At 63.0% G+C, this 21,948-nt stretch carries 15 protein-coding genes and 3 pseudogenes; 9 read left to right on the top strand and 9 right to left on the bottom strand.

The window, feature by feature from the left end; genetic code table 11:
• Positions 1-20 precede the first annotated feature (20 nt).
• The 7 genes from OKW29_RS29365 to OKW29_RS29335 form a co-directional block, all read right to left on the bottom strand.
• Positions 21-2,285, bottom strand: a complete 2,265-nt coding sequence (locus OKW29_RS29365) for a molybdopterin cofactor-binding domain-containing protein (protein WP_429293551.1) — start codon at positions 2,283-2,285, stop codon at positions 21-23.
• Positions 2,282-2,794, bottom strand: a complete 513-nt coding sequence (locus OKW29_RS29360) for a (2Fe-2S)-binding protein (protein WP_429293550.1) — start codon at positions 2,792-2,794, stop codon at positions 2,282-2,284. The genes OKW29_RS29365 and OKW29_RS29360 overlap by 4 nt, the downstream gene beginning before the upstream one ends.
• Entirely contained in the window at positions 2,791-4,080 is a 1,290-nt protein-coding gene (locus tag OKW29_RS29355) for a c-type cytochrome (protein WP_429294965.1), read from the bottom strand. The genes OKW29_RS29360 and OKW29_RS29355 overlap by 4 nt, the downstream gene beginning before the upstream one ends.
• Positions 4,081-4,173: 93 nt before the next feature.
• A complete protein-coding gene (locus OKW29_RS29350; RefSeq protein WP_429293549.1) occupies positions 4,174-5,304 on the bottom strand; it encodes an alkene reductase in 1,131 nt (376 codons plus the stop codon).
• Between the two features lie 144 nt (positions 5,305-5,448).
• Positions 5,449-6,663, bottom strand: a complete 1,215-nt coding sequence (locus OKW29_RS29345; RefSeq protein WP_429293548.1) for an MFS transporter — start codon at positions 6,661-6,663, stop codon at positions 5,449-5,451.
• Positions 6,664-6,699: 36 nt separating this feature from the next.
• A complete protein-coding gene (locus OKW29_RS29340; RefSeq protein ID WP_429293547.1) occupies positions 6,700-7,848 on the bottom strand; it encodes an FAD binding domain-containing protein in 1,149 nt (382 codons plus the stop codon).
• Positions 7,845-8,498: a DsbA family oxidoreductase gene (locus OKW29_RS29335; RefSeq protein WP_429293546.1), complete on the bottom strand. Its 654-nt coding sequence runs from the start codon at positions 8,496-8,498 to the stop codon at positions 7,845-7,847. Before OKW29_RS29335 ends, OKW29_RS29340 begins: the two co-directional genes overlap by 4 nt.
• Before the next feature lie 130 nt (positions 8,499-8,628).
• On the opposite strand from OKW29_RS29335, the gene OKW29_RS29330 reads away from it, so the two are divergent.
• Complete coding sequence (locus OKW29_RS29330; protein WP_184073715.1) at positions 8,629-9,549, top strand: LysR family transcriptional regulator; 921 nt, start codon at positions 8,629-8,631, stop codon at positions 9,547-9,549.
• Positions 9,550-9,622: 73 nt separating this feature from the next.
• On the opposite strand, the gene OKW29_RS29325 is transcribed toward OKW29_RS29330, so the two are convergent.
• The gene (locus tag OKW29_RS29325) at positions 9,623-10,141 is read right to left on the bottom strand and encodes a Dps family protein (RefSeq protein ID WP_429293545.1); all 519 of its coding nucleotides are present in this window, start codon (positions 10,139-10,141) and stop codon (positions 9,623-9,625) included.
• Positions 10,142-10,434: 293 nt separating this feature from the next.
• On the opposite strand from OKW29_RS29325, the gene OKW29_RS29320 reads away from it, so the two are divergent.
• The 6 genes and pseudogenes from OKW29_RS29320 to OKW29_RS29295 all read left to right on the top strand — a co-directional run.
• On the top strand, positions 10,435-11,127 hold the full coding sequence (locus OKW29_RS29320) for a hydrolase (RefSeq protein WP_429293544.1): 693 nt from the start codon (positions 10,435-10,437) through the stop codon (positions 11,125-11,127).
• A gap of 152 nt (positions 11,128-11,279) precedes the next feature.
• Positions 11,280-13,148 carry an amidohydrolase gene (locus tag OKW29_RS29315; RefSeq protein WP_429293543.1) on the top strand — a complete coding sequence of 623 codons (1,869 nt, stop codon included), beginning with the start codon at positions 11,280-11,282 and terminating at the stop codon, positions 13,146-13,148.
• A 39-nt stretch (positions 13,149-13,187) separates the two neighbouring features.
• Entirely contained in the window at positions 13,188-13,676 is a 489-nt protein-coding gene (locus tag OKW29_RS29310) for a hypothetical protein (RefSeq protein ID WP_429295027.1), read from the top strand.
• Positions 13,580-13,780: pseudogene (locus OKW29_RS29305) on the top strand (mechanosensitive ion channel domain-containing protein); the annotation flags it as partial. The gene OKW29_RS29310 and the pseudogene OKW29_RS29305, both read left to right, overlap by 97 nt.
• Positions 13,781-13,807: 27 nt before the next feature.
• On the top strand, positions 13,808-14,707 hold the full coding sequence (locus OKW29_RS29300; protein WP_429294964.1) for a YoaK family protein: 900 nt from the start codon (positions 13,808-13,810) through the stop codon (positions 14,705-14,707).
• A 90-nt stretch (positions 14,708-14,797) separates the two neighbouring features.
• A pseudogene (locus tag OKW29_RS29295) lies at positions 14,798-15,355 on the top strand (glyoxalase); the annotation flags it as partial.
• Between the two features lie 45 nt (positions 15,356-15,400).
• On the opposite strand, the pseudogene OKW29_RS29290 reads toward OKW29_RS29295, so the two are convergent.
• Positions 15,401-15,526 (bottom strand): annotated as a pseudogene (locus OKW29_RS29290) (GTP 3',8-cyclase MoaA); the annotation flags it as partial.
• 372 nt (positions 15,527-15,898) lie between these two features.
• Here OKW29_RS29290 and OKW29_RS29285 point away from each other — a divergent pair.
• Both OKW29_RS29285 and OKW29_RS29280 read left to right on the top strand, forming a co-directional pair.
• A complete protein-coding gene (locus tag OKW29_RS29285) occupies positions 15,899-16,279 on the top strand; it encodes a response regulator transcription factor (RefSeq protein WP_429293542.1) in 381 nt (126 codons plus the stop codon).
• On the top strand, positions 16,276-21,861 hold the full coding sequence (locus OKW29_RS29280; RefSeq protein WP_429293541.1) for a trifunctional serine/threonine-protein kinase/ATP-binding protein/sensor histidine kinase: 5,586 nt from the start codon (positions 16,276-16,278) through the stop codon (positions 21,859-21,861). The genes OKW29_RS29285 and OKW29_RS29280 overlap by 4 nt, the downstream gene beginning before the upstream one ends.
• Positions 21,862-21,948: the final 87 nt, after the last annotated feature.

Genomic DNA, 21,948 nt, shown 5'->3' with positions numbered 1-21,948 from the left:
GGCGGCGCCGTGCGGGCTCTCTAAACGTCGGTCAGCCGGCGCAGGCTATCGCCACCCAGCGGCATGTCGCGAAAGCGCTTTCCGGTCGCGTCGAACAACGCGTTGCCGAGCGCGCCGGCGGTCGGCCCCATCGACGCTTCTGCGGCGCCGAGAAAGGGCGCACCCGGCCGATTGATCAGATGCACGTTCAAACTGCGCGGCACGGCGGAATACCGCAGGATCGGGTAGCTGCTCCAGTCGAAGCTGCGGATTCGAGATGTGTCGAACCGCAATTCTTCATAGAGTGTCCAACTTGCGGATTGAATCACGCCGCCTTCGATCTGGTTGCGGATGCCGTCGGGGGTGACGATCTGCCCCGCGTCAACCGCGACTTCGGCGTGTTCGAGAATCACCTGGCCCGTCTCGGGCACCACGGATATCTCCACGGCCATCGCCACATACGACATCAGGTTCTTGTACTTGCCGAACGCAAAGCCGACGCCGTGATTGGCCTTGCGGGGCGCGCGCGGCCAGCCGAATTTCTCGGCCGCGAGCCGGATCACGTCTCGGGCGCGCGGATCCTGCATATGCTTGAGCCGGAACGCGACGGGGTCGGCGCCGGCTGCGGCGGCCAACTCGTCCATGAACGTCTCGATCGTGAAGACGTTCATGTGCGCGCCGAGCGAGCGCATCGCCGACGTTTGCAACGGCATGGTCGGCGAGAAGTTGTTCATCACATGCATGTTGGGGAACGCGTACAGCGGAATCGCGTTGCGGTCGCCGCCGCCTTCGGGCTGCATCATCGGCACCGACGGCGCCGGCACGAACGGTTTCTCCAGCATTCGCGCGGGAAGGAGCCGGCCCGCGTTGACGATCCGCTCGTTGTGCGAGCTGCTCCACAGCGCGTAGTCCCAGTTGACGATGCTGCCGCTCGCGTCGAGCGACGCGCTCACTTCGGTGACCATCGCGGGTGTGAAGTGATCCCAGGTATGTTCCTGTTCGCGCATCCATTGCACACGAACCGGTTGGCCCGCCATCTCGCGGGCGATCAAGGCGGCGTGCGATGCTACGTCGTCCGCGCCGTTGTGCCCATAGCAGCCCGATCCTTCGACATGAACGCAGCGCACATTCTCTTTCGGCAGCGACAGCATTTCCGCGAGCGCATCGCGCAGCGGATAGACGCCTTGCGAGTGCGTCCAGACCGTCATGGTGCCGTCCTTGAACTGCGCGACTGAGCAGGACGGGCCGATCGAACCGTGCATCATGTAGCGCTTGGTGTACTTCGCGCTCAGCGTTTTGGCGGGTGTGCCGGCCGCATTGTGCGTATTCGCGATCTCGATGTGTTGCGTGGAAATCGTCTTCAGATCGCGGTGTACTGCAGCCGGGTCGGGCAATGTGCGTCCGGCGCTCCACTGACTTCCCGTGGCCAGCGCGCGCTGCGCCTGCACCGCTTGCCATTCGCCTTTGGCGACCACCGCCAGCATGCTGCCGTCCCTGATCACCTTGACGACGCCCGGCATCTTCAGAATGTCGGGCGTATTGGTCTTCAGCAGCTTCGCAGCATAGACCGGCGGGAGCACCACTCGCGCATGCAGCATGCCCGGCATCGACATGTCCTGCACATAGCTCGGGCCGCCCGTCACCTTGCCCGGAATGTCCAGGCGCGGCAATGACGTTCCGATCGTCACGAATCTGGCTGGGTCTTTCAACGGCGACACCGGCGTCGCCATGCGATGGAGATCCACCGCGCCGACCGCCTGACCGTAAGTCATCGTGCGGCCGTCGGGTGCCTTGATGATGGCGTCCTGAACGGTCAGCACGCTGCTCTCGACACCGAAGTGTTTGGCCGCCGCATCGACGAGCAGGCCGCGGACCTGGGCAGACGCGTTCAGCAAGGCGCTGCCGCTGTCGACGATGGTGTGGCTGCCTGCCGTGAGTCCCTCGTCCGGCGAGGCGCCCGTATCGGCGGTCAAAAACGTGATCAGCGAGGGCGCCATGTCCAGCTCCTCGGCTGCGATCTGCAGCAGCGCGGTGCGTACCCCGGTGCCTAATTCCACCTTGCCGGTGTAGACAGTCACCTTGCCCGCGGGATCGATCTTGATCCATGCATCGAGGAACGGATTGGTCTTCAGACTGCCCGCGAGCGTTTCGGTCGCTTTCGCCACGTGTACCGCAGCGCCTTCGTCCGCGATCACCTCCTGCGCCATGGCCTTGATACCGGGGAACAGACTGAAGCTCACCACGAGCGCGCCGGACATCATGAAGCGGCGGCGTCCCTCGTTAATATCGTCTTCGTTGACGCTCATTGCGTGCCTCCGTGGGTCACCGCGCCTTCAGGCGGGGTGGGCGTAGCGTCGGGTGCGGGCAGGTGCGCGACTTCGCGGATCGCAGCGAGGATGCGCATGTGGGTGCCGCAACGGCAAAGATTCGGCTCCATGTGTTCGCGCAGTTCATTCTCGGTCGGCCGCGGGTTGCGCTCGAGCAGGGCCTGGGCGCGCATGATCATGCCGGCGATGCAATAGCCGCACTGCACGGCCTGATGTTCGATGAAGGACTTCTGCAGCGAGCCGGGATGTTCGACCGTGCCGAGACTTTCGATCGTGCGCACGGGGCGGCTGCCGATCGACGACACGGGAATCAGGCAGGAAAATGCAGCCTTGTCGCCCACGATCACCGTGCACGCGCCGCATTGTCCAAGACCGCAGCCGAACTTCGCGCCGTGCAGGTGCAGGTCATTGCGCAGTGCGTAGAGCAGTGGCGTCGACGGATCGATATCCAGCACGTGCTGCACGCCATTGACGGTAAGGTTGATCATCGCGCGTTATTCTCCTTTCTGACTTTGACCACCGTTTCCTCGACGTCCTTCCACTCGCCGCGCTGCGAATAGGTCGCGCGGATATAGGACACCAGGTCGGCGATCTGCTGATCACTGTAGATTTCGCTGAAGGACGGCATGTAGTTCATGCTGTCCTCGCCGTGCCAGCCGTTGCCGCTGAGAATCATCTGAGCCGCGTTGCGCGGCGTCGCTGCATTGATGGCGGTGCTGAACGCGAGCGTGGGGCGCTCGCCAATCGATTGCATCGGTGCAGCGGGACCGTGGCACTGGGCGCACGATGCCGCGAACAGCAGTGCGCCGCGCTGGGCCTCCGGTGACTTCTCGCCTTGCGCTGCTGCGTTGGACGACACACCGGCGACGGCCGGCTGCGGCTTCTGAATCGACAGGATGTAGGTGGCGATGGCCTGCACGTCCTCTTCAGGCACGGTAGCGAGGTCGCGCGTGACGGGCAGCATCGGGCCGGCCGCCGCGCCGTGTTCGCTGGCGCGGCCGCTGCGCAGATAGGTCACGAGCTGTTCCTGGGTCCACGGCTTCGGCGCCGCGCCGAGCGCATTGAGCGCGGGCGCTTCCCAGCCGTCGACGATACCGCCGTCGAATGCGTGTGCCGACTTTTCGCCGCCGATCATATTGAGCGGCGAATGACACGACGCGCAGTGCCCGAGGCCATCCACCAGCAGCTTGCCGCGGTTCCACTCGGCGTCTTTCGACGCGCCTGCCACCTGCTCGCCGGGATGCAGGAACAACACGTTCCAGAAGGCCAGTAGAGGCCGGAAGTTCAGCGGAAAGATTAGATCGTTCGCGGGCGTGGTCGCGTTGACCGGCTCGCGCGTCATCAGGTATGCGTAGGCCGCGGCAATGTCACGATCGGACATACGCGTAAAGTGAATGAACGGAAACGCGGGGTACAACAAGTGCCCGTCGCGCGCCACGCCGTAACGCACAGCTCGCGTGAATGCTTCGAGCGACCAGCTGCCGATGCCCGTTTCGACATCGGGCGTGATGTTGGTCGCGTAAATGGTGCCGAACGGCGTGGCAAGCGGCAGGCCGCCGGCGAACGGTTTGCCGCCCTTCGCGGTGTGACAGACAATGCAGTCGCCGAGCGCGACCACGCGCGCGCCCGCGAGCTTCGTCTGCGTGTCGAACGACGCAGGCGCCGGAGGATTGACCGGGGCAATGGCGGGCTTCCACATCAACAGCAGCGCGCCGGTTAGCGCGGCCACGACGATCACGCCGCCCATCGCCAACAGTCTAGACTTGTGCGTCATCACGTACCTGTCACTGAAGTCATGAATCGAAGAATCCGCACGCACAGGCTGTGCGCGCGGCCGGGAGATGCGTCATGCCTGCACGGCGCGTGCTTATACGGCTTGTGCGTTATGGCCGGCGCTGCCGTCGAACGGGTAGTCGATATAGCCGGCGTCGTCGCCGCCGTACCAGCCGGCCGCCTTGGGCGTCGCGAGCGCCGCGTGAGTCGCAATGCGCTCGACGAGGTCGGGATTGGCGATATAGGCGCGCGCGAACGCGACCAGGTCCGCCGGGCCGTCGCGGATCAGTTGGTCGGCCTGGTCGATGGCAATGCCGCCGTTGACCATCAGCGTGCCGGAGAACGCCTTGCGTATACGCTCGATGATGCGCGGCAGGTCCGGTGCGCCGCTCCAGGCGTTCGTGTCCGCCGCGTGAACGTAGGCGACGCCGAACTCGTCGAGCATCTTGCCGACGTAGTCGTAGGTGCCGTCCGGATCCACATCGCGCACGTTGTTGTACTGCGCATACGGCGAAACGCGTACGCCGACCCGGTCGAGCGAAACCACCGAGCCGATCTCCGTGAGTATGTCGCGCAGGAAGTTGGCGCGGTTCGCTAGCGAGCCACCGTACCGGTCGTCGCGCGTATTGGTGGTCGGTGACAGGAATTGATGCGGCAAGTAGCCGTTCGCCGCGTGGACTTCGACGCCGTCGAAGCCGGCGGCAATCGCATTGGCCGCGCCTTGTCTGAACGCGCCGATAGCAAGCTTCACCTCGTCGAGCGACATGGCGCGCGACGGCGTGGCGTGGATTCTGGTGTACTGGCCGTTCTGCAATTGCGCCCACACCTGCAACTTGTCGAGATCGTCATTCACGCCGGAGGGCGAGAGCGGTGCCTCGCCGCCAAGCAGTGCGAACGAACCGACGCGCCCGCCATGCCACAACTGCATGAAGATGCGGCCGCCGGCTGCATGCACCTGGCTCGTGATGTGACGCCAGCCCTCGATCTGCTCGGCCGTGATGATGCCCGGCGTGAGCTCGAAGGACGCCGAGGCAGGACTCACATTGGTCGCCTCGGTAATGATCAGCCCCGCCGACGCACGCTGCGCATAGTATTCCGCCATCATTTCCGTCGGACGGCCGCGCAACGGTGCGCGCGAGCGGGTCATGGGCGCCATCACGACGCGGTTCGGCAAGTGCAGTCCAGGCAGATCGTAGCCGTTGAGCAAAGGGGAAAGAGACGACATGGTGATTCCTTTTTAAACGATTGAACGTCGTTCAGGTGCGTGACGATGCTGGCTAGCGTATCGTGACCGTCACGGGAATTCCTGAAACCAGGCTGAAATCTTGTTAATCCGGAGGGCATACCGCCCGGTTTGCCCCAAATGCCGTCATGCAATGCGTGCGGCGTGCGGACGGCCGATCGCGAGATAGTGGATCAGTGCAATGATCGGAAAGGCCGTCGCGACGCTCGCGACCAACGTCCAGCCACCGTGTTCGTAGAGCGGGCTGGCGAGCGCCGAGCCGAACGCACCGCCGACGAAGATGCTGGTCATATACAACGCGTTCAGCCGGTTTCTGCTTGCCGCATGCAGCGCGTAGATTTCACGCTGACCCAGCACCATATTCATCTGCACGGCGAAATCGAGAACGATGCCGGTTGCGACGAGCCCGATCACGCCCCAGGTCGGATGGATCAACGCCGGCGTGTAAGCGAGTGCGCCCACCACCAGCGCAATCAGCGTCGCGCGCACCGTATGCCCCGCGTCGGCCAGACGTCCCGCCACCGGCGCGGAGGTTGCGCCGATCGCCCCGACCAGCGCGAAGATGCCGATGGCGGTTTGCGAGAGCCCGAACTGCCGGGTCAGCTGGATGGGGATCGCGGTCCAGAACAGGCTGAACGAAGCGAACATCAGCGCTTGATACAGCGAGCGGTGGCGCAGCACCGGCATCGTGCGGACCAGATGGCCGAGCGAGCCGATCAGTTCGAAGTAAGTGGCCTGGTGATCAGGCTGGCGGCGCGGAATGGTCAGCGTGAGCACGCTGGTGACGATGGCCATCAGCACAGCCGCGGCACCGAACACCACGCGCCAGCCGAAGTGGCCGGCCACCACGCTGGAGATCGGGCGCGACAGCAGAATGCCGAGCAGCAGGCCGCTCATGATGGTGCCGACCACCTTGCCGCGCGACTCGTCGGGTGCGAGATGCGCGGCGAGCGGGATCAGAATCTGCACGGCGACCGAACTGAAGCCGATCAGCAAGGAAATCACGAGGAACCAGCCCGGCTGATGCACGACCGTCGCCGCGCCGAGACTTGCAATCGAGACCAGCGCGGTGATGATCATCAGCTTGCGGTTTTCCAGCAGGTCGCCCAACGGCACGAGGAAGAACAGGCCGAACGCATAGCCGATTTGCGTCAGCGAAACGATCAGGCTGGCTGTGCCGCCGGACATGTGAATGTCCGGCGCGATCAATTCGGTGATCGGCTGCGCGTAGTACAGGTTTGCGACGATCGCGCCGCAGCAGAATGCGAACAGAGCGATCAGCCCGCGTGTCAGCTTGACATGGCCGGCGCCGCCCGCCGTGATGGATGGTTGGGTTGACATTGCAACTCCCTAAAAGAAAAAACGGAAAATGTGTGCTCAGCGGGCGATGTTCATCAGCCGGCCGCCGAGCGAAATGCCCAGATCGGTCATGAGCCGGCCGCGTTGCAATTGCTGGTTCTCCCAGCGCTTGAGGGTTGAATCGATCGTTGCGCCGTTCTGCCATGTCGATGACAACGCCAGCGCCAAAGCATGGGCATTGGCCGCGGCCTTCGCCGTGCTGCCCGCCGTATGCGGACGCGGAACCGATGCGGCGTCGCCGAGCAGCACCGCGCGGCCGAACACCATCTTCGGCGCGCGCAGGTCGACGATCGGCTGCATGAACGGATCGTCGGTGCTATCGACGAGCGCGCGAAACGTCGGCGCGAGCAGCGCCTGCGCGTCATCCCGCAACTGGTCGATGTCGGCGCGCTTGGTCGCGCCTGGCGGCAACGAAAACGCGCGCGCCACGCCGTGGCGGTCCACCAGCAACTCGTCGAGCTGTTCGCGGCTATATTTGCGATACCACACCCAGTTCCACCGGCGTTCGCCAGGCACGCTCGAGTCGTGTTCGCCCGGAATCAGATAGGCGAGCGCCGGGTGCCCGTCGCCTTGCTGAAAAGTAAACCGGTCACGCAGTATGTTCGCTGCACGCAACGGCAAGTCCGGTTCCTCGACGAGTCCGCGCCACGCGACATAGCCCGCGTAGGCAGGCACGACCTCGGGCAGCAGGCGCCGTCTGAGCGTCGAACGTATGCCGTCGGCGCCGACCAGCAAATCTGCCTGCTCGCTGCGGCCGCTCTCGAACAGCGCGACGATCTGCTCGCCTTCCATGCGGAAATCAACAAAGGTCTCGCCCGTGTGCAGGCAATCCGCGGGCAGCGCATTTTTCATGGCGCGGTACAGCAGGCTCCACGACGTCTGCATCTGCGGCATATACAGTTGTTCGACGCGATTGTCGTCGCGGTCCAGATAGATGCGCTCGCCTGACATCACGCCGGGCGGATCGGGCAACACAACGCCTGCGAACCGGAGTGCGTCCAGCACGTCAGGCTGAAGTACGATGCCGCCGCCGCGGCTTTCGAGCTGATTCGACGAGCTCTCGAACACGTCGACCTGCCAGCCGGCTGCGCGTAAGGCGGTGGCCGAGAACAGTCCGCCGAGCGAGCCGCCGATTACGACGGCACGTGGTTTTTCGAACGATCTCATGCTGCATTCCTTTGTTCCGCCGCGCGCAGCCCATTGGCAAACACGACGGGCGGCTGCGCGCCGCTGATTGCCTTGCAGTCGATCACCATGGTCGGCACGGCCTGAATTCCGAGCTTGTCGGCCTGCTCGCGCGCCGCGTCGATCTCCGGATTGCCGGCAGCGGAGAGCAGATACGCGCGAACCTCGCCCGCATCGAGCGTGTGCTCGGTTGCGATCTGGACGAGCGTGTCGAGCGAGCCGATGTCGCGGCCTTCGGAAAAATAGGCGGCGTAGATGGCTTGATAAAGCGCGGCAGTCGTAAGCGGTTCATTGCGGTCCTGAGCAAACCGCATCAGACGGTGCGCGAGACGTGTATTCGGCGTGCGCAGCACCTTGCCATAGTCGAACGGCGCGCCTGCTGTCAGACCGGCGGCCGTCACCTGCGCATCCATGACTTGCGAGCGCGCCCAGGTGCCGAATTTATGGGTTCGATAGGCGCGCCGGTCCGTTCCTTCGACGGGCATGGAAGGATTCAATTCGAACGGCACATAGCGAATCGAAACAGCCGCGCCGACGCCGGATTCCGCGAGCGCCGCGGAGAGATTCCGTTGGCCGATCCAGCACCACGGACAAATGAAGTCGTAATAGACGTCGACTTGAATGGCTTGCATGTTGCACCCCTCGCTAGTTAATGGATGCAGCTTATATGTTGCGTGAGGCTCGGTGAATGGGGATAAAATGCAACCCCGTGTTGCGTTTATCGCAACCATCTTTGCAACTGCAATATCGCTGAGACCGAACATGGACAAGTTCCTTGCCGTGAAAACGTTGCTGGAAGTGGCTGACGCCGGCGGCTTTTCAAAGGCCGCACAACGTCTCGGCGTGGCCACCTCCTCGGTCACACGACTGATGGACGCGCTGGAGGCCTCGCTGGGGACCGCGCTGCTAACCCGTACGCCCAGAAAGGTCAGTCTCACGGACGCCGGCATTGCGTACGTCGAACAGATCGGCAAGGTGCTCGACGATCTGGCCGAAGCTGACGAGAGCGTCTTCGACAGCGGCGCGTCGCCGGTCGGCTCGCTCAGAATCTCGGTGCCGTCAACCTACAGCCGCTTGCGGCTCGCGCCGCACCTCGCGGCTTTCCTCTCCGACAATCCGCGTGTATTCCTCGACGTTGTCGTCGCGGATCACTTCGTCGATCTCGCGCTCGAGCGGATCGACGTCGCGATCCGGATCGGCCTGCAAGATCGCGACGCCAATCTGATCGTCAGAAAGCTCGCCGACAATCCGCGCTACGTCGTCGCCAGCCACGACTATCTCGAACGATGCGGCATGCCTCGGACACCGCAGGCACTCGACGCGCACGAGTGTCTTCGCTTCGCTTACGGTGGCGGCTATCGCACTCGCCAGGTCTGGGCCTTCCGGCGCGAAGGTGTGGCGCAGCGCGTCGAGGTGCGCGGTCATCTGTTGTCGAACAGTCTCGACGTCCTGCTCGAGGCGGTGATGGCGGGACGCGGCATTGCGTTGCTGCCCGAATGGCACGTCGACGCCGAGATTCGTGCGGGCCGCCTGTTGCGCCTGTTCGAGAACTTCGAAGCGAGTCCTCATCAAGGCGATGCAGTCGTCTATGCAGCGTATCTGCCCAATCGCCGTCACTCCAGAAAAGTGCACGCGCTCATTCAGTTTCTCGAAGCGCGGCTTCACGCCACGCTCGAAGGGTGATCGGCGACGCGCCCACGTGCCACGTCTCACGTGCGTTCGCCTATCCACGTGCGCGATGCCGGGTCATACAGCTTTACGCATTCCGCCCGGATTCGAACAGGAACCACACGCGTTGCTCCGCTTCGTCGATCCAGTTTTCGAGCAGACTCGCCGTGGCGACATCGCCATATTCGTCGCATAGCGAATGCGTCTCGCGCATGTAGCCGGATAGCGCCAGATTGTCCTCACGCAATTCGGCGAGCATGTCAGCTGGCGTCACGAACTCCGCATTGTTGTCGAGAATGCGCTGCAGCTTCGTGACCTGGCCGGTCGAGTGCAGCGTCCGGCCGCCGAGCTTGCGCGCGCGTTCCGCGATCGGATCGGTGGTCGCGAAGATCTGCTCGGACTGGTCGTCGAGCAACAGGTGATAGTCGCGGAAGTACGGGCCCGACATGTGCCAATGGAAGTTTTTCGTCTTCAGATAGATCGCGAACACGTCGGCTAGCAGTGTGGTCAACGCGGCGGCGATGTCACGTGTCGCGTCTTCGGTCAGGCGACTCGGTGTTTTTAGCGGCGCCGCGCGACGTGCTGCTGCGTTCAGTTCGTCTTTCATGGCTTTTCCTTTTGAGGTGTCAGCCGGTGAAACGGGTGTTTCCGAATCCGGCACCTGAAGTGTAGGAACGCCGCGCACATAAAGTCCTGCAGAAAATATGAAATGTTCTGAGCGGCCGTTCGCCACGCGCCATGCCGCCGATTTCCTGGTTGTTATTTTTTTAAGAACGATTAAGGAGTTCAACAAGGACTCTGGGAAAAACCGTCGATAGACTGAGTCTCAGTTTTTCTCGCACGTCAAGCGAGTGCGACATGTCCTCCCATGTTAACCAGCCCTTTAGGATGCACGAAGCCATGGCAAATCCGAAACTCGAAGTCCTGACGCCTGCAAACTCGCAGATCATTTTTATCGACCAGCAGCCGCAAATGGCTTTCGGTGTCCAGTCGATGGACCGCCAGGCGCTGAAAAACAACGTGGTCGGTCTCGCGAAGGCTGCGAAGGTGTTCAACATTCCGACCACGATCACGTCGGTGGAAACGGAAAGCTTCTCGGGCTATACGTACCCCGAACTGCTGGACGTGTTCCCGGATCACAAGGTGCTCGACCGCACGTCGATGAATTCGTGGGACGACCAGAAGGTCCGTGGCTCGCTGGCTGCCGCCGGCCGCAAGAAGGTCGTCGTGGCGGGTCTCTGGACCGAAGTCTGCAACAACACGTTCGCGCTGTGCGCGATGGACGAAGGCGACTACGAAATCTACATGGTCGCCGACGCGTCGGGCGGCACCTCGAAGGAAGCTCACGACTTCGCGATGCAACGGATGATTCAGGCCGGCGTGGTGCCGGTCACGTGGCAACAGGTGCTGCTCGAATGGCAACGCGACTGGCGGCACAAAGAGACCTACGACGCGGTCATGAAGATCGCCAAGGAACACTCCGGCGCGTACGGAATGGGCGTGGACTACGCGTACACGATGGTGCACAAGGCGGCTCAGCGTACGGCTCAGCAGCACGAAATCCTGGCGCCGGTGCCGGCTAAGGTGAAGTAACCAGCGCATTAAACACATCGCGCGGAATTCGGGAGCGGAACATCTGGGTCCCGAATTCCGCACGTGGGCTGCACTCTGCTTCTGAATACCTCATGGATGCGAAACGCGACGAGCGGCCGCTGTCCATGACTACGGTCCTAATGAGGATCGCAATGACTTCCAACACTTCCGCGCCGACACCGGCCGAAGTTGTCTTTTTCAACGGCAAGATTGCCACGCAGGATGATAAGCGTTCTTTCGCCGACTCGGTCGCCGTTGCGAATGGCCGCATCATCGCCGCGGGTTCGCGCGATGCCGTGATGCGTCACGTGAACGACGCCACCCGGCATGTCGACCTCAAAGGCCGCACGGTCATTCCCGGTCTGAACGACTCCCACCTGCATATCATTTGTGGCGGGCTGAACTTCAACATGGAGTTGCGCTGGGACGGCGTGCCGTCGCTGGCGGACGCGCTCGACATGCTGCGCAAGCAGGTGGCCCGCACGCCCGCGCCTCAATGGGTGCGCGTGGTGGGTGGTTGGAACGAATTTCAGTTTGCCGAGCGCCGCGCGCCGACGCTCGAAGAAATCAACGCGATTGCGCCGGATACGCCGGTGTTCATCCTGCATCTGTACGACAGCGCCTTGCTGAATTCGGCGGCACTACGCGCGGTCGGCTACACAAAAGATACGCCCAATCCTCCCGGCGGCGAGATCCAGCGCGACAAGCGCGGCAATCCGACGGGTATGCTCATCGCCAGGCCGAACGCGGGGCTCCTGTACGCGACGCTCGCCAAAGGCCCGAAGCTCGCGCTGGACGATCAGCGTCATTCCACCCGCCACTTCATGCGCGAACTGAACCGGCTCGGCGTGACGAGCGCGATCGACGCGGGCGGCGGCTACCAGGCTTATCCGGACGACTACGCCGTCATCATGGACATGGCGAAGCACAATGAACTGACTGTGCGTATCGCCTACAACCTGTTCACACAAAACGCGAAGAAGGAAATCGAAGACTTCGCGAAGTGGGTGAAGATGACGAAGCCCGGCGAGGGCGACGATTTCCGGCGCGTCAACGGCGCGGGCGAAATGCTGGTGTTCTCCGCCGCCGACTTCGAAGACTTTCTGGAGCCGCGGCCTGATTTGCCGGACACGCTCGAAGCCGAGCTCGAAGCCGTCGTCAGGCTGCTGGTGGCAAACCGCTGGCCGTTCCGTCTGCATGCGACCTACAACGAATCGATCGAGCGCTTCCTGAATGTATTCGAACGCGTGAATGCCGACATTCCGTTCAACGGGCTGCGCTGGTTCTTCGATCACTGCGAGACCATCACGCAGCAGAATATCGACCGCGTGCGCGCTTTGGGCGATGGCATCGCGATCCAGCACCGCATGGCCTTTCAAGGCGAGTACTTCATCCAGCAATATGGCGAAGAGGCCGTCAAGCGCACGCCGCCGATCCGCCACATGCTCGATGCCGGCCTGCCCGTCGGCGCGGGAACGGATACAACGCGCGTCGCGAGCTTCAACCCGTTCGTTTCGCTGTACTGGATGGTGTCGGGCAAGACAGTGGGCGGCACCTCGATGTATTCGAGTGAGAACAAGCTGGACCGCATGGAAGCGTTGCGCCGATACACGGTGGGCAGTGCGTGGTTCTCGAATGAGGAAGACCGCAAAGGCGCGCTGGTGCCTGGCCAGTTCGCGGACTTCGCGGTGCTCAGCGACGATTACTTTGCCGTCGACGAGAGCCACATCAAATTCCTCGAATCCGTAATGACGGTGGTAGGCGGCAAGGTCGTGTATGCGGCCGATGATTTCGCGCCGCTCGCACCGCCTGATCTGCCGGTCAGCCCGTCGTGGTCGCCGGTCGCGGAGTTCGGCGGCTACAGCCGTTACAAACCGACCGCGGTGGCGTGTGTGGACGGCTGCGTGAATCTGTGCGGCGTGCATGCCCATGCGCATGGCTGGGCATGGCGCAAAAACGTGCCGGTCAGCGATTCGAACGGTTTCTGGGGCGCGCTGGGATGTAGCTGTTTCGCGTTCTAACCGCCGCGCGTTCGTACCACGAGGCGAGCGAGAACCCTCATGCCGACTCTCACCGATGGTGTGCTGTATGGACTAGGCATTCTGGTTCTCGATTTCCTCGCCTGGCGCTTCATGGACAGCAAAAGCAAGCAGGGGCGTCTTGCCTTGCGCGCGCTGATGTTTGGCCTGTCGACCTACGTGCTGTTCAGCTCGGGCATGAATCCGCTGCGCGCTGCGCCCTGGCCGGACGAGCCGCTGCGTCATCTGCTCGCGCAGGTGCTGGAAGTGGTGTGGTGGCTGCAGGGCGCGCGTCTTGTGACGATCGTGCTGGATCGCACCGTGCTGCCCGAGTCCTGGCACAAAGAGCGGCTGTTTCAGGACGTGTTCGGCGCGCTCGTGTTTCTGGCGGCGGCGGTCGGTGCGATTGCCTTTGCTTTGTGTTGCAACTGCCGGTGCGCGGATTGCTCGCGACCTCCGGGGCGCTGGCGGTCGTGCTCGGCCTCGCGATTCAGAGCACGCTCACCGACGTATTTTCCGGCGTGGTGCTGAACGCCACGCAGCCATTTCGCCTCGGCGACTGGGTCACGATCGGCGACGTGGAAGGGAAAGTGGTCGAGAGCAACTGGCGCGCGACCAGTCTGCTGAACGGTCAGGGCAATATCGTCGTGATTCCCAACAGCGTGGCGGCGCGCACCAATATCGTCAACGCGAACCAGCCGATGCATACGCACGGCATCAGCGTGATGCTGCCGGTCAAGCCGTCGGTCCGGCCCGCGCTCGTGCTGGAGACGCTGTCAAACGCTGCGAGGAGCGCCGGTGACGTGCTGAACGAACCCCAGCCGATCGTGAGCGTGCGCCGCGCGACCAACGACGCCATCGAGTACGAGATCGTCTGCTACGTCGGCGAACTGGGCAAAAAGATCGCCGTGCGCAATGAACTGTTCGATCTTGAGCATCGACATCTGCTGTCGCGCGGTGTCGTGTTGTGGCCGTTGTCGGTGCCCGAACCTGTCATTGCCGAGGTGGACGAGAGGCAGTGTTTGCTGCGCAACGTGCTGATCTTCCGGACGCTCGAGGATGATGAAATAGCGGAACTGGCCCGGCAATTGACCAAACATGAGTTCGACGTCGCCGAAACCATCTACACGGCTGCGGACGAGAGCGGGCATGAGCTTCATATTCTGGCGCGAGGCGTCGCGAAAGCGATCGTGCTGGCGCGGCCGATCACGAATGCGACTGCCGCGATGGTGCTGGTGTGCGGCGTATTGGGAACCATGGCAATGGGTGTTCAGAATGCGCGCGGCAGGTTGTTGCAGGTCACCGGGCTGCCGAACACGGTAATGACCGGCAATGTCACACAGATCGTGCTGGACGTGATCGAGTTGATTCACCGGGGCACGCGAGGCGGGCATGGGCAGCAGGTTCGCGAGCGGCTCCAATGGACGCTGGCGGCGATGTCCGGCTTCGCAGGAGGGGCGATTCTCGGCGCGCTCGCCTTCGTGAACCTGTCGTTCATCGCCATTGCGTTGCCCGTCGTCGTTCTTTTGATTTTGGCCTGGATGCGCAGGGGAGCGACGTGAGTCGCCAGGTTGCGGCTCACGCGCTTCGCAAACAACACACCCTGTGGCCACCTCGATCAGAGGTCGATCGTTCAAACATTGCTAACACTATTGGGTAATCTGTCTCATCTGTTCCGTCCTGTCGCGCTGCTGTCCGCGGCGCTGCTGATCGGGTTGGCGCCCGTTTCATCCGCATTCGCCGATGCGGGGCCGCCGGAAGTGCCGGCCGGCAAGGCCGCGCTGGTGAAACACCCCGACGTGTCCGTGGGCCCGCAGTACGACACGACTCACGTGTATGTCGCCTCGGCGGACCTCGACGCGTTCGTCAACAGCTTCCTTGCGACGTTCGGCGGCAAGGCGTCCCCGCGCGCCGTGTTTACGGTGACACCCACGCCGAGCAAGACCGCCTCGCAGTACGTGCAAACGCCGGTCGGCATGCTGTCGGTGTTCGGCTTCGAAACGCCGATTCCATATCCGTTCGGCAATGAGCGAACCGGCTATCTGGTCACCGATATCGATCAGGCGGTCAAGGCGGCGCGTGCGGCCGGCGCCGATGTCCTCGTCGATTCGTTTGACGACCCGATCGGCAAGGACGCGGTGATCCAATGGCCGGGCGGTCTGACGATGCAGCTCTACTGGCACACCAAGGCGCCCAACTACGCGCCGCTGCTCGATCAGGTGTTCGATGCCTTTGCGTAGCAGCGGTTCGCCACCGGTCAGGCGGATCTTCTCGATGCCCAGTTGCGTAAAGGCCTTGCACAGCGCATGCATCTGATCGAACGACAGCCATTCGGAAGCCGACAGAAACGGGTAGCCCGGCCTGAAGACCTCTTTCGGCATGCAGTAGGTGCAACGGAAGTTGCACTGGTCGATCACCGAAAGGCGCAGAACCTCGAGCGGCCGCGCCAGGGCGTCCACGGGCAGCTCGGTCAGGCGGACGTCCGTCCAGGATAAATTGCCATGCCCTGTCTTCTTCCGCTCGATCTTGCCCACTGTGACTCCGTTCGCTGCTGTGGCGAAAACGCCTGCCGGCTGGCCGGCATGGCGGATTCCAAAGGCGGTGCGGGCCGGTGTCGGGCCGTCGCGTCACGGCCTCACAGTAAGAGATATGGCGCAAGCGGACCATCCTACATAGGGCTCGGCAGGTCCGCCGCGCCGCATGACGGCGTTATACCCAAGTGTGATAGTGTCAGGCTGGGAGCGGCACCTAACATGCAAAGAAAACCGGGCATGAGCCGGATCCGGACGCGCCGGACGCCGTGGAGAAAGCGCGTCCGAAACCGAGCCGAACCGTCACGTTGGCGCAAGGGGAAAACCGTAGCAATGAGCTTTGTTCGTATCGTGGACGACGACGCCCTGTGCGTATTGCTCGACCTTAGAATGCGAGGCATGCAAGGAGTCGACGTGCACCGTCAACTGATCGAGAAGCAACGGCACATTCCTGTCGTGTTCATGTCCGCGCAAGGCGACGACGAAACGGTTCGCCGCGCGATGCAGCACGGCGCCGTGGCTTTTCTGCGCAAGCCCTTTGCAGAAGACGTGTTACTCGATTCCATTTCGATTGCCATCGAACGACACGGAGAAGCGAAGTGAGCACAGAGGCATTTATCGAGGGATTTCGCGGGGCGTCCCCTGAGGCCGGCGCCACTGTGCATTTCGATCAGGTCTGGTTCGATCAGCTCGTGCTCGAAGCGCTGCTGGTCGACGGCAACATCGTGCGCTATCGGGCGAGAACACCGGACGGCGCGCAGTCGTGGGTGGTTGCCGTGCCCACCGATCTGCCCTCCGAAGCCGTATTCCGGCGTTTGCAGCAGGAGTTCGCCCCGGCCGACAAACTCGATTCGGCGTGGGCTGTGCGGCCGCTCGCGCTCGTGCGTCTCGCGCGCGGCCCGATACTCGTGTACGAAGACAACGGCGGTGCGCTGGTTCTGCCGCCGGCCGACGGCACGATCTCACTCAGCCGGTTTTTGCGCATCGCGGTCGGCGCCGCGCACGCTTTGCGGCTCGCGCATACGCGTGGCGTCCTGCATCGCGACATCAAGCCGTCCAACCTGCTGGAAGGCACGGACGGCACGGTGCGCCTGCTGGGCTTTCGCGACACATTCAACCTGGCCGGCGATCCCTCGGCAGAATCGTCGGACACGCTGTACGGCACGCTCGCCTATATGTCGCCGGAGCAGGCCCGACGTGCGGAAGGTCAAGCCGACGAGCGCAGCGATCTCTATTCGCTCGGCGTCACTCTCTACGAACTGCTGACCGGCCAGTTGCCTTTCGAGGCGGCCGACGCCGTCGAATGGGTTTATAACCATGTCGCCCGTCAGCCCGCCAATCCACGGCAATATCGCGCGTCCTTGCCCACGGTGCTCGGTTCGATCGTGCTCCGGCTGCTGGCCAAGAGCCCTGGCGAGCGCTATCAAAGCGCGTCGAGCCTCGAGGCCGATCTGCGCCGCTGTCTCGCCGACTGGAACGAGATGCAGCACATCGTTCCGTTTGAACCGGCCGCGGAAGACAACGTCAGGAATCTCGCCGTCACGCATCGGTTGTTCGGTCGCGCGGTCGAATATAAGGCGCTGCTCGGCGCTTTCGAGCGCAACGCGATGCAGGGCGCGGCCGAACTCATCTTCGTGTCCGGCTATTCGGGCGCGGGAAAATCCGAACTCGTACGCAGCGTGCACCGCGCTACCGCGCAGACCTCCACGCTCTTCGCTTCGGGCAAGCTCGAACAGTACGGGCAGAATGCGCCCTACGCACCGCTGATGCAGGCGATACGCTCGCTGTTCCAGCGCATTCTCGGCGAGACCGATAGCGATCTGGACCGCTGGCGCGAGGTACTGCGCGAAGCGATCGGGCTGCAAGGCAAACTCATCGTGGGTTTCATTCCCGAACTGGAGCTGGTGCTCGGCGCGCAGCCCGATGTGGCGGATCTGCCGCCGGTGGAAGCGCAACTGCGCTTTCAGGCGCTGATCACGCGTCTGCTGTCCGTCTTCGCGACTCAAGCGCACCCGCTGATCCTGTTCTTCGACGACGTGCACTGGTTCGACGACGCCACGCTGAATTTCATCGCGAACTTCGTGGCGACCGTCGAGATCCGGCACGTGCTGCTGATCTGCGCTTACCGCGACAACGAGGTTGACCGCTCGCCCAAGTTCAAGGCCTTTCTCAAGTCGCCGCCAAGCACCGGTGCGCGCGTCACCACGCTCGCCGTGGGGCCGCTCGATACCGCGAACGTGATGTCCTTGCTCGCCGACGCGCTGCATTGCGACGCCGCGCACGTCTATCCGTTGGCGGCGGTCGTCCACGAAAAGACCGGTGGCAATCCGTTTTTCGTCAAGCAACTGCTGCTTGCGCTGGCCGACCAGCAGTTGATCGCCTACGATGGCATGGCCGGTAGATGGACGTGGGATATCGATCGTATCGGCGAATATGAATCGTCCGATAACGTAGTCGACCTGATGGTAGCGCGCCTGTCGCGCCTGCCTCGGGATGCCCAGGCCATGCTCAAGCTGCTTGCGTTCATGGGGCGCCGGCTCGACGGATCGACGCTGGTACGGATCGACCGTGCCGGCGGCGTGGAATTGGAGCGGCGTCTGCGTCCGGCGATCGAGGCGGGTCTCGTCGTGTCCGACCGAATGGGTTTTGCTTTCGCGCACGACCGGATTCAGGAGGCGGCGTACGCGTTGACTCCGGCAGACGAGCGCGGTGTCGGGCATGCGCGCATCGCCCGCATTCTGATGGAAGATTTCGACGTGCGGGCCGTGCAGAATTCGGCGTTCGACATCGCGCACCACATCGAACGGGCTCAGGCGGCCGGCGCGTTGCGCGATCTGGATTCGGGCGAGACGAAGGCATTCGCGAGAATCTGTCTGCAGGCGGCGCGTCACGCGAAAGAAGCGATCGCCATGCAGTCCGCGCTGAGCTATCTCGACGTCGCGCAAAAGCTGCTCTACGCAAGCGGCGAAGACTACGTGCAATCGCTCGGCTATGAGATTGGCGTGCTGCGCGTGCAGTGCTACATCCTGAACGCGAATTTCGATGCGGCCGGCACGGAGATCGCGAAGCTGCTGCGCCAGGATCTCTCGATCGTTGCGCGCGCATCGGTCTACAAGCTGAAAGTCGACATGCAACAGCATCTGTCCGACTACGAAGCCGCGGTTGAAACCGCGCTCGAGGGCGTCAGGCTGTTCGGCACCTGCCTGCCGCGCTATCCGGAGGCCGCCGATGTCGAGGCCGCGTATAGCCGGCTCAATGATTCGCTCGCGTCGCGCACGATCGCCTCGCTCGCGGATCTGCCGATCTTGCGTGACGAGAAGATCGAATCGGAGATGAACCTGCTGGCAAGCGTCTATGCGCCGGCGTCGTTCGTGAACGAACGGCTCGGCTTCCTGCATCTGTGCCATATGGTGCAGCTCACGATCGATCACGGCATCACGGCGGCTTCCGCACATTGTCTTTCGTGGTTCGGCGTCTACGTGGGAGAGTTTTTCGGCCGCTATGAGGAAGGCTTCGAATTCTCGCGGCTGGCACGCACGCTGGTCGAAACGCGAGGTTTCAACGCGGTAGTCACGAGCACGCTGGTTGCGCTCGATACGATCGCCGTCTGGACCCAGCCGCTGCCCTACGTGCTGGAATGCGCGCGCAACGCTTTCGAGTCGGCGCGCCCCAGCGGCGATCTGACCATGAGCTGCTATTCGTGCAATCACATCGTCTCCGATCTGCTGACGATCGGTGCGCCACTGGAGCAGGTCGACAGGGAAATCGATCTCGGCCTCTCGTTCGCAAGACGCGTGCGCTTCAAGGACGTGGAAGACATCCTCGAACTGCAGAAACGCTACGTGCACAGTTTGACGGGCGGCCCCGGGCTGCCTGGCAATTTCGGCGTCGTGGTCGACGGACGCATGACGTTCGACTCCGACCTGCTCGACACGCAGATGACCACGCTGCGCTTCTGGATCTGGCTGCTGAAAGGGGTTTCCTGCTACTTTCACGGCGACTATCAGAACGCGTTGTATTGCCTTGCCGAAGCGGGCGAACTCAAGTGGGCGACGCCCGCGCACATTCACCTGCTCGACTATCACCTCTACGCCGCGCTCGCTATCGCGAAGGTCTATTCCGCCGAAGGCGAGGCGGCTCACGCCGTCGCGCGGATCGAACCACATCTCGCGAGAGTGAGGACCTGGGCGCAACTCAACCCGGCGACCTTCCGCGACAAACTGCTGCTGGTCGAAGCCGAGGTGGCGCGCCTGAACGGCACGCCGCTTGCGGCCATGGCGCTGTACGAGCAGGCCGCCGCCGTGGCATCCGAAAGCGGCTTCAATCACAGCAATGCGCTGGCTCACGAGATGGCGTCGCTGTGCTGCGAGGCGAATGGTCTTTTCAGCGCAGCGCGCCACCATCGCCGTCGCGCGATCGACAGCTACATGCGTTGGGGCGCGCTGGCCAAAGTCGAGCTACTCGAGCGCAGCGGGCGTCCAGCGCAATTGTCGGTCGAGCAGCCGGTCGCGTCGCGTCCCTCGATCGAGATCGCCGATGCACAACAGCGGTTCGATCTCGTCGCCGCTTTAAAGTCGTCGCAGGCACTCTCCGAGGAGATCGTGCTCGACAAACTCATCCGCACGCTCGTTACGTTGGCCATCGTGCACGCTGGCGCGCAGAGCGGGATGCTGATCCTGTTGAAGGGCAATATGCCGGTTATCGAAGCGAGCGGGCAGGATGCACCGCACGGCGTTCAGGTGGCGCTGGGCGGCGACCAGCTCACGCGTGAAGATCTGCCGGCTTCGGTGTTCTATACGGCGCTGCGCACGCGCAAGCCGGTCGTGGTGGAAGATGCGCAACGCGATCCGCGCTTTTCATTCGACGTAGCCTTTGCGAAACGCCTGGTTCGCTCCGTGTGCTGCTTGCCGCTCGTCAAACAGGGCAATGCCGTCGGCGCGTTGTATCTGGAGAACAATCTGACCGCGGGCGTGTTCACGGAAAGCCGTACGTCTGTGCTCGAATTGCTGGCCTCGCAAGCGGCCATTTCGCTCGAAACGGCGCGCCTTTACGCGGAACTGCTCGAAGAAAACAAGCGGCGCCAGGAAACGGAAATGGCCTTGCGCATGAGTGAGGAGGCCCTCGCGCTCGGACAAAGAATCGGCCGCTCGGGCAGCTACATCTGGAACACATTGACAGCCGAACGCTACTGGTCGAAGGAGCTTTACAGCGTATTCGACCTGCCGATGGACGCCGGCAGCCCCGGCACCCAGACGATTCTCGACCGGATTCATCCCGAAGACGTCGCGCTCTATCAGGAAGTCGTCGAGCGGGCCGCGCGCAATCGCACGTCATTCAGGCAGAAGTTCCGGATCGTTTCACCGGACGGCACGCTCAAGCACCTCGAAGTGCTCGGCGAGCCCTCGGGCGTGAGCAGCTTTGTCGGCGTGGTAACGGATGTGACCGACCGGCATACGACCGAACTGGCGTTGCAGAACGCCAAGCTCGAACTGGCGAAGGCGTCGCGTGCGACGACGATGGGCGAACTCGCTGCATCGATCGCGCACGAAATCAATCAGCCGCTGGCGTCGATCGTGTCGAATGCGAGCGCGGGCGTGCGCTGGCTCAACCGGCCGGTGCCGGACATTCCTGAAGCGTTGAACGGCTTGCGCGATATCGTGAAGGACGGCAAGCGGGCGGGCGACATCATCCGCGCGTTGCAGTCTCTCGCGAAGGAAGCCAAACCGAGCTTCGTGCCAACTTATGTCGACAATGTGGTGCGCGAGGTCTTCGAACTGGCCGCGGCGGAAATCGAGCAACGCGGCCTGGTGGTGCGAATCGATCTGGGCGCCAACCGTTCGGTGATGGCCGACCGGGTGCAATTGCAGCAGGTGTTGTTCAACCTGGTCATGAATGCCGCGGATGCGATGGGCCATCTCGATGCGCGGCAGCGGCTGCTCAGCGTGACGTCGAACGTCGGCGATCAGGGCTCAGTGGTCGTGTCCGTGAAAGACAACGGCAGCGGGATAAATGCGGACATCGCATCGCGCATTTTTGACGCCTTCTTCACGACGAAGAAAACCGGCATGGGAATGGGGCTTGCCATCTGCCGATCCATCATCGAAGCGCACGGCGGCACACTGACGGCCGGCCCGGGCGAGCCACGCGGAACGGTGTTCGTTTTCACTTTGCCGGCAGCGGCCTAGCTGCATTTCCACGCGCAACGCCTTACTTTCGTATAGCCACTCGAAGAACGCGCCCGCTCCCGTAGCGGGCGCGGTCCATTTACGTCC

Origin of the sequence: Paraburkholderia sp. CI3 (genome assembly GCF_050436505.1) — a bacterium.
Classification (GTDB): domain Bacteria; phylum Pseudomonadota; class Gammaproteobacteria; order Burkholderiales; family Burkholderiaceae; genus Paraburkholderia; species Paraburkholderia tuberum.
This window is presented reverse-complemented; position numbering and strand designations above follow the sequence as displayed.